Consider the following 8,588-nt stretch of genomic DNA (forward strand, 5'->3'; position numbering starts at 1 on the left):
GCCGGACAACCCGTTCCCGGACGGCACCGTCAACCGCGTGGTCAAGGGCGTCACCATCCACCATGGCTGATACCCGCGCCCCGGCCTGCTACGGCATCGACATTGGCGGTACCAAGATTGAACTGGTGGCCTGCGATGCCGCCCTGCAGGTCGCGTGGCGCAAACGTATCGCCACCCCACAGGGCGACTACAACGGTTTCCTGCAGGCGGTGGAAGCGCTGGTTGCAGATGCCGATGCCGAACTCGGCCAACGCGCCGAAGCCATCGGCATCGCCCTGCCCGGCGTGCGCGAGCGTCGCAGTGGCCGCCAGCTCAGTGCCAACGTACCGGCACTGACCGGCCAATGCGTCAGCGCCGACCTGCAGGCACGCCTGCAACGGCCGCTGCATTTCGGCAACGACCTGCAATGCTTCGCCTTGTCCGAAGCACACGGTGGCGCGGCGGACGGTTACGCCAGCATGTTCGGTGCCATCCTCGGCACCGGTGCCGGCGGTGGTTACTGCCTGCACGGCAAGCTGGTCGGCGGCTTCAACGGCCTGGCCGGCGAATGGGGCCACTGGAGCGTGCCAGCCAACCTGCTGCAGCGGCACGACCTGCCACTGCTGGATTGTGGCTGCGGCCTGCGCGGCTGCGTGGAGCGCTATGTCTCAGGCAGCGGCGTGGCCATGATCGAACGCCACCTCGGCGGCAATGCGGCCAACGCCAGCGAAGTCATCGCTCTGGCCGAAGCCGGTGACATCCGCGCCATGCAGGCGCTGGATATCCACCGCGACCTGCTCGGCCACAGTTTCGCAGCGTTGATTCTCGCGCTGGACCCGCACGTCATCGTGCTCGGCGGCGGCCTGTCGCAGTACGCGCCGCTGTACCAGCAACTGCCCGCGGCCATCGCCGCACATCTATTCAACGGCGTGGAAGTGCCGCCCATCGTGCCACCGCGCTTCGGCGATGCCGGCGGTGCCCGTGGTGCCGCCCTGCTCGCCTGCCAACCCGCTTACCTGATTCCCGGAGCTTGACCATGTCACCGCTGCAATCCCTGCTCGCCTCTCATCGCCAAGGCCACAACGTCGGCCTGTACAGCGTCTGCTGCAGCAACGAACAGGTGTTGCGCGCGGCCATGCACGTGGCCGCGCAGCACGGCACCGTGCTGTTGATCGAAGCCACCTCCAACCAGGTCGACCAGTTCGGCGGTTACACCGGCATGACCCCGCCGCAGTACCGCGCCTATGTGGAAGCGCTGGCCGATGAAGAAGGATTCCCGCGCGCGCAGCTGATCCTGGGCGGCGATCACCTCGGTCCAAACGCCTGGCAGAAGCAGCCGGCCGCCGAGGCGATGGCCAATGCACGCGTGCTGATCCAAGCCTATGTCGCCGCCGGTTTCCACAAGATCCATCTGGACTGCAGCATGTCCTGCGCCGATGACCCGACCCCGTTACCCGATGCTACCGTCGCCGCACGTTCGGCCGAGCTGGCGGTCATCGCAGAAGCCACTGCCAAAGCCAATGGCCTGCCGCCGCCGGTCTATGTGATCGGTACCGAAGTGCCGATCCCCGGTGGTGAAGCCTCGCTGGCAGGCGGCCTGGCCGTAACCACGCCGGCCGCTGCCGCGCAGACCCTGGCCATCCACCAGCAGGCCTTCGACACGCCGGAACTGCGCGATGCCTGGCAACGCGTAATCGCGATGGTGGTGCAGCCGGGCGTGGACTTCGACCACAGCAGCGTGCACGAATACGACGCCGCCGCTGCCAGCGAGCTGGCGGACTTCCTCGAACAGCAGCCGCGCATCGTGTTTGAAGCGCACTCCACTGACTACCAGCGCGAGTCCGGCCTGCATGCATTGGTGCGCGATCACTTCGCGATCCTCAAGGTCGGCCCTGCCGCAACGTTTGCCTACCGCGAAGCGCTGTTCGCACTCGCCGCGATCGAAGCCGAACTGCTGCCAGATGCGCAGTGCTCCAGGCTGCCGCAGGTGCTGGAACAGGTGATGCTGGCCAAGCCGAAGAACTGGCAGGCGCATTACCACGGCGATGAAGCCAGCTTGCACCTGCTGCGTTCCTACGCCTTCAGCGACCGTTGCCGCTATTACTGGGGCGAACCGGAGCTGCTGCAGGCGGTGCAGACCCTGTTTGCCAACCTGGAACAGCACACCCCGCCGCTGGTATTGCTCAGCCAATACCTGCCCGGCCAGTACGTGGCCGTGCGCGAGGGCCAGTTGGCCGCCACGCCAGCGGCCCTGGTGCAGCATCGCGTCGGCCAGTGCCTGGGCGAATACGCGCGCGCCTGCAGCGCCAATCAGGCAGGTACGCGCAAGCAAAGCGAAAGTTTGCGCACCCAAAACCTTGCGAACGGTTAATCTCCGCTTTCAAACGCACACGAGAGCTGACCATGCGCAATACCCGTCCCCGCCGACAGCAGATCCTGCAACGCCTGATTGACCAGGGCTCGGTGCAGGTTGCCGAACTGGTTGACCAGTTCGGCGTGTCGGCGGTGACCATCCGTACCGACCTGGGCCACTTCGAGGCCCAGGGCCTGGCCACGCGCACCCACGGTGGCGCGACGCTGGTACGCATGCCGCCGCAGGAACAGGACATCCACGAGAAAGATGCGCTGAACCTGTCGCTGAAGGAATCCATCGGCATGCGCGCTGCGCAGCTGGTGCAACCCGGCGACAACATCATCATCGACTCCGGCTCCACCACCATGACGCTGGCCCGGCATCTGCGCGATCACCGCGATGTCACGGTGATGACCAACGGCTTGAACATTGCCTGGGAACTGGCCAACGCACCGGCGGTCAACGTACTGCTGACCGGCGGCCTGCTGCGCAAGCAGTCGCTGTCGCTGCAGGGCAGCCAGGCCGAAGCCAGCCTCACCTCCTACAGCTTCGACACCTTGTTCCTGGGCGTGGACGGCCTGGACCTGCAGTTCGGCCTGACCACCCATGACGAAGCCGAAGCCCGCCTCAATCACCGCATGGTCGAACGCGCACGGCGCATCGTGGTGCTCACCGACGCTTCGAAATTCGGCCGCGTCAGCCTGCACCGCATCGCTCGCCTCGACCAGATCCACGCCATCATCACCGATACCGGCATCGACGATGCCACCCGCGAGGGACTGCAGCGTCAGGGCATCGAAGTGATCACCGCCGAGCCACCGCTATGACCGCTACCCGCAGCCTGTACGGCCGCATCCTCACTCCCTTGGGCTGGCGCCGCGGCCACGTCCACTTCGACCAGCAGCTGCGCACGTTGGAAGTGGAAGACCACGCGGGTGATGGCGGCGATCTGCCCATCATCTTGCCCGGCTTCATCGACCTGCATGTGCATGGCGCAGCGGGCGTGGACTTGATGCAGGGCGGCGATGTCGCCCGCCGCATCGCCCACACCCATGCCCGCTACGGCACCACCACCCTGCTCGGCACGACCATGACCGCCGAGTACGGCGAGATCGAGAACGCCCTGCGCGGTGTAGCGCAGGTGATGGCGACGCCCGATCCGGATGCCGCACAGATCATCGGCGTGCATCTGGAAGGTCCCTTCATCAGCCCGCAGCGTTTGGGCGCACAGCCACCGCGGACGCTGGAGGCAACGCTGGAGTCGGTGCAGCACCTGCATGCCCTGGCCCCGATCAAGGTGCTGACGATCGCGCCGGAGATCGGCCAGCACACCGCTTTGATTCCGGCCTTGGCAGCGATGGGCATCCGCGTGCAGATCGGCCACAGCGCTGGCAGCTACGACGATGCGGTCGCCGCCTTGCAGGCTGGCGCGGTTGGCTTTACTCATCTGTTCAACGGCATGACCGGCGTCGATCACTACAAACCCGGTATCGCTGCTGCCGCCTTGGCACATGCCGAATACGCCGAACTGATTCCCGACCTGCAGCATGTGCATCGCGGCGCCATCCGCATGGCGGTGCGCGCGATCCCGCGCCTGTATGCCGTTACCGATGCCACCGCCGCCACCGGCATGCCCGATGGCGAATACGCGCTGGGCGAGCAGCGCGTGCACAAGTGCATGGGCTGCGTGCGGCTTTCAACCGGTTCGCTGGCCGGCAGCGCACTGACCATGGATCAGGCGTTGCGCAATCTGGTCGATGTCGGCCTCGAACTCGCCGACGCCTCGCAACGTGTTTCCACCATCCAGGCCGATTACCTGGGCCTGGAAGACCGCGGCCGTATCGCGCCAGGCCTGCGCGCGGACATGGTGGTGCTGGACCCGCAATTGAAGTTGCAACAGGTATGGATAGCCGGCAACCCGATCGACCCAAGCTGATCCGCTCCACGTAGTGCCGGGCCATGCTCGGCAAACCGCGCGGATGCGCGGCGCGATCCGGCAGCGCATACACCGGAACGAAGTGCAGCCGAGCATGGCTCGGCACTACAAAATCTTGCCCCAGGAACGCGCCGATGACAGACACCACTTTTGCCGTGCCCGCCAGCGACGCCGCGCCGCGTTGGCCCGTGCGCTATCTCCTTTTCATCGCCGGTCTTGGTGGTCTGCTGTACGGCATCGACATCGGCATCATTGCCGGCGCCCTGCCCTATCTGGAAGCCACCGCCAGCCATGCCTGGCAGCTCAGCAGCCAGCAGATGGGCTTCGTGGTTGCGGCCGTCTTGTTGGGCAGCGTGTTGTCGTCGCTGTTCGCCGGCATGATCGCCGACCTGATCGGCCGCCGTGGCGCGATGCTGCTGGCCGGCGTGCTGTTCACCGCCAGCATCCCGATCATGGCGTTGGCCTCCGGCTATACGCCACTGCTGCTCGGGCGCCTGCTGCAAGGCATCAGCGGCGGTCTGATCGGCGTTGTGGTGCCGCTGTATCTGGCCGAAGTGCTGGGACCGGAACGACGCGGTCGCGGCGCAGCGATGTTCCAGCTGCTGCTGACGGTTGGGCTGGTGCTGGCCGCCTTGATTGGCCTGTACCAGGCGCATTCGGTGGATGCAGCAACCGAGTCGGTGCGCAACCTGCCCCTGGTGCAGCAGGCACAGCATCTGTTCGCAGTGAAGGACCAGGCCTGGCGCACGATTTTCTGGACCTGCCTGCTGCCGGGCGTGGTGTTCTGCATCGGCCTGTTCTGGCTCAATGAATCACCGCGCTGGCTGGCACGCCGCGGCCGCATCGACGCCGCGCGCCGCGGCTTGCAGGCAACGCTGCCACCGTCGCAGGTGGAAGCCACGCTGGCACAGATCCAGAATCCAGTCATTGCGAAGGCGGAAGGCGAGCGCGATCGGCTTTTCAGCCGCCGCTACATGGTGCCGTTCGTACTGGCCTGCCTGGTGTTGGCGTTCACCCAGGCCACCGGCATCAACTCGATCCTCGCCTACGCGGTCAACATCCTCAACCAGGCCGGCCTGCCGGGTGCGGCAGCCAATGGCGCGGATGTGGCGATCAAGCTGCTCAATGTGATCATGACCCTCGTCGCCCTATTCCTGGTGGATCGCAAGGGCCGCAAGTTCCTGCTGATGATCGGCAGTGGCGGCATCTGTCTTGCCCTGCTGGCTGCGGCGATGCTGTTCTTCAAGGCCGAACAGGGCCGCGCCGATGTGCAGCAGGTATTGCAGCGTGCGGTGCAGGCAGATGGGCTGCAGTTGCAGCTGGATGCGGCGCAATGGCATCAGCTGGCCGGTACCCGCAATCGCGACGGGCAACCCTCGCAGCTGACGGTGTCGTGGAGCTATGGCGGCTTCAGCGATGTGCGTTCGCTGCGCAGTGACAACCCCAGCGATCAGCAGCTGTTGATCGAGCGCTCCAGCACCGTGCACGCCGACAGCGTGATTGGCCGTTTCTTCCGCAGCCTGCACCTGAATCCCTTCCCTGACCCGAGCGCCGCTGCCAATGCACCGCTGCGCATCGAGCAGGCCTGGATCGGCGCGGTGCCGCCGGCTTCGCATGGCTGGGCGGTGGCGGCCTGCATCCTGGTATTCGTTGCGTTCTTCGCGGTCGGCCCGGGCGTGTGCGTGTGGCTGGCCTTGTCGGAGTTGATGCCGAACCGCATCCGCTCGAACGGCATGAGCATCGCGCTGCTGATCAACCAGTTCGTATCAACCACGATCGCGGCGGTGTTCCTGCCGACAGTGGGCCACTACGGCTACGCCAGCATGTTCCTGTTCTGGGCGGCGTGCACGTTTGCCTTCTTCCTGATTGCGGCGTTCTGGCTGCCGGAGACCAAGGGCAAGACGCTGGAACAGATCGAGGCGCATTTCCGCTGAGTGGCGGTTGAGCTACACGCCAAAGCAGGAATCAAAAGCCCCCTCCTCCGCCCCCCGCCTTCGCGGGGGCAGGCTCTCCGGGCACCTTCTCCCGCAAGCGGGAGAAGGGAGAGCTGGGCTTTTCTGCTATCGGATGGTTGGCCGCGCAGAGCGCAAGCAATGCACCAGCCCCCAGCAATGCCAGCCGTCCCTTCTCCCGCCTGCGGGGTTAAGAACAGGCGTTCACGAGCCAAAGGCTCGTGACTGTTCGTACGCCCTGCGTGCTACGCAGGGCCGGGGCGCGGAGCGAAGTGCCCGGAGAGCCTGCCCCCGCGAAGGCGGGGGGCGGATGAGGGGGCTTCTACGCTTCTACGCTTCTACGCTTCTGAGGTTCTGAGGTTCTGAGGTTCAAAGCTTGAGAATCCCAAAGCGTCCCCAGCTTTCAACTTTCACCCAACCCCACAAACGCAAACGGCCACCCGAAGGTGGCCGTTGCTGCAAACAGGCTTGGCCTGTTGGCGGATTACTCGGCGGAAGCCTTGGCAGCCAGGCGAGCAGCCTTGGCCTGCTGGGCAGCAGCCAAATCTTCCTTGATGCGGGCAGCCTTGCCTTCCAGGCCACGCAGGTAGTACAGCTTACCGGCGCGAACCTTACCGCGACGCTTCACTTCGACCGAGTCGATGATGGCGCTGTGGGTCTGGAAGACGCGCTCAACGCCGTAGCCGTGCGAGATCTTGCGCACGGTGAAAGCGGAGTTCAGGCCAGCATTCTTGGTGCCGATGACGACGCCTTCGTATGCCTGCACGCGCTCACGGTTGCCTTCCTTGACCTTCACGTTCACCACGACGGTGTCGCCCTGGCTGAACTTCGGCAGTTCGCGGGTGATCTGGGCGGATTCGAATTCCGCGACGATGGACTTGTTCAGCTTGCTCATTGGGTTACACCGATTGTTCGGGGTGGGCGTGTCGGTATCGACAGCTTAGGCTCATACAGTCGCCGGATTGCGCTGCACGTTATTGTTCTGGCTCCTCGTCAAGCCATTCAGCCGACGGGAACTCGTAATTCTAACTTACTGTTCGCCCTCGGCGCCAGTAGCTTGTTTGAACGAATCTACAAGCGTCTGCTTGGCTTCGGCCAGCAGCTTGCGGTCGGCCTTGTTCAGGCCGGCCTCGTCCAGCAGGTCCGGGCGCCGCAACGCCGTGCGCAGCAAGGATTGCTGGCGGCGCCAGGCGGCAATGGCGGCGTGGTTGCCGGAACGCAGCACGTCCGGCACATCCCCCAGCGCGTGGCTGGCCGGATGGCTGTAGTGCGGGCAGTCCAGCAGGCCATCGCCTTCAAAACTGTCCTGGACCGCCGATTCGGCGTCGTTCAGAGCACCGTCCTGCAGGCGGGTGACCGCGTCGATGATCACCGCCGCACCCAGCTCACCGCCGGACAGCACGTAATCGCCGATGGAGATCTCCTCGTCCACCTCGCCAGCCAGGAAACGCTCGTCCACGCCCTCGTAGCGACCACAGAGCAGGATCATCCGCGGCAAGGCCGCCAGCTCGCGCACCTTGGCCTGGTCCAGCGGCCTGCCCTGGGGGCTCAGGTAGATCACCGGTGCCGGCGTCGGATCGGCCTCACGCGCCGCTGCCAGCGCTGCACGCAAGGGCTCGATCAGCATCACCATGCCCGGGCCGCCACCGAAGGGACGGTCATCCACCCGGCGGTAATTGCCCTCGGCATAGTCGCGCGGGTTCCAGCCATGCAGCTCCAGCAGGCCCCGCTCCTGCGCACGCCCGACCACGCCCAGCGCGGCCGATTGGGCAAGGAATTCAGGGAACAGGCTGATGACGTCTACACGCACAGGCTTTAGAACTCCGGATCCCAGTCGACCACGATCAGGTTGGCGTCGAAATCCACGGATTTGACGAAGTCGCCCATCACGAACGGAATCATCCGCTCACGGTCGCCACGGGTAACCAGCACGTCGTTGGAGCCGGTACTGAACAGATGCGAGGCAATACCCAGCTTGACGCCTTCGATGGTCTGCACGTCCAGGCCTTCCAGGTCGACCCAGTAATACTCGTCCGCGCTCGGCGGCGGCAAGGCGCTGCGGGCAACGTAGATCTCGGTCCCGCGCATGGCCTCAGCCACGTCGCGGTCGGTCACACCCGGGAAGTTCGCCACCAGGGTCTTGCCCGAATCACGGCCACGCACGCCAGTCAGCTCGGATTCCTGACCCGCAGGGGTACGCAGGATCCAGGGCTGGTATTTGAAAATGGCGGAACGCGGCTCGGTCCAGGACTCAAGCTTCAGTTCGCCGCGCACACCAAAAACGCCGGCAACCCTGCCCAGCAGGATCCGGCGCTCGATATCTTTCTTCATATAGCAGTCGGGGGGGGGGGGGGGGGGGGCGCCCCCC

General features: G+C 65.3%; 8 protein-coding genes. 5 read left to right on the forward strand and 3 right to left on the reverse strand.

What is annotated here, in order from left to right:
- The first annotated feature begins 62 nt into the window (after positions 1-62).
- From AC13FW_RS20185 to AC13FW_RS20205, 5 genes are all read left to right on the forward strand, one after another.
- The gene (locus AC13FW_RS20185; protein ID WP_296252258.1) at positions 63-1,013 is read left to right on the forward strand and encodes an ROK family protein; all 951 of its coding nucleotides are present in this window, start codon (positions 63-65) and stop codon (positions 1,011-1,013) included.
- Between the two features lie 2 nt (positions 1,014-1,015).
- Positions 1,016-2,350, forward strand: a complete 1,335-nt coding sequence (locus AC13FW_RS20190; protein ID WP_482988989.1) for a D-tagatose-bisphosphate aldolase, class II, non-catalytic subunit — start codon at positions 1,016-1,018, stop codon at positions 2,348-2,350.
- A gap of 26 nt (positions 2,351-2,376) precedes the next feature.
- Positions 2,377-3,159, forward strand: a complete 783-nt coding sequence (locus tag AC13FW_RS20195) for a DeoR family transcriptional regulator (RefSeq protein WP_282270845.1) — start codon at positions 2,377-2,379, stop codon at positions 3,157-3,159.
- The gene (nagA, locus tag AC13FW_RS20200; RefSeq protein WP_482988990.1) at positions 3,156-4,268 is read left to right on the forward strand and encodes an N-acetylglucosamine-6-phosphate deacetylase; all 1,113 of its coding nucleotides are present in this window, start codon (positions 3,156-3,158) and stop codon (positions 4,266-4,268) included. The genes AC13FW_RS20195 and nagA overlap by 4 nt, the downstream gene beginning before the upstream one ends.
- 134 nt (positions 4,269-4,402) lie before the next feature.
- Positions 4,403-6,202 (forward strand): MFS transporter, encoded by a 1,800-nt coding sequence (locus AC13FW_RS20205; protein ID WP_481510338.1) that lies wholly within the window; start codon positions 4,403-4,405, stop codon positions 6,200-6,202.
- A 502-nt stretch (positions 6,203-6,704) separates the two neighbouring features.
- Here AC13FW_RS20205 and rplS read toward each other — a convergent pair.
- The 3 genes from rplS to rimM all read right to left on the reverse strand — a co-directional run bounded on the left by rplS (position 6,705) and on the right by rimM (position 8,551).
- Positions 6,705-7,115, reverse strand: coding sequence for a 50S ribosomal protein L19 (rplS, locus tag AC13FW_RS20210; RefSeq protein WP_057626601.1), 411 nt, complete (start codon positions 7,113-7,115; stop codon positions 6,705-6,707).
- Between the two features lie 135 nt (positions 7,116-7,250).
- Positions 7,251-8,030, reverse strand: coding sequence for a tRNA (guanosine(37)-N1)-methyltransferase TrmD (gene trmD, locus AC13FW_RS20215; RefSeq protein WP_482988991.1), 780 nt, complete (start codon positions 8,028-8,030; stop codon positions 7,251-7,253).
- Positions 8,031-8,035: 5 nt separating this feature from the next.
- Complete coding sequence (gene rimM / locus AC13FW_RS20220) at positions 8,036-8,551, reverse strand: ribosome maturation factor RimM (protein ID WP_482988992.1); 516 nt, start codon at positions 8,549-8,551, stop codon at positions 8,036-8,038.
- Between the last annotated feature and the right edge of the window lie 37 nt (positions 8,552-8,588).

Source organism: Stenotrophomonas sp. 21LCFQ19 (assembly GCF_056861425.1).

Coding starts and splice junctions, on each gene's coding strand:
- nagA (WP_482988990.1), top strand. CDS start 3,156: ATGACCGCTACCCGCAGCCTGTACGGCCGCATCCTCACTCCCTTGGGC.
- AC13FW_RS20205 (WP_481510338.1), top strand. CDS start 4,403: ATGACAGACACCACTTTTGCCGTGCCCGCCAGCGACGCCGCGCCGCGT.
- rplS (WP_057626601.1), bottom strand. CDS start 7,115: ATGAGCAAGCTGAACAAGTCCATCGTCGCGGAATTCGAATCCGCCCAG.
- AC13FW_RS20190 (WP_482988989.1), top strand. CDS start 1,016: ATGTCACCGCTGCAATCCCTGCTCGCCTCTCATCGCCAAGGCCACAAC.
- rimM (WP_482988992.1), bottom strand. CDS start 8,551: ATGAAGAAAGATATCGAGCGCCGGATCCTGCTGGGCAGGGTTGCCGGC.
- AC13FW_RS20185 (WP_296252258.1), top strand. CDS start 63: ATGGCTGATACCCGCGCCCCGGCCTGCTACGGCATCGACATTGGCGGT.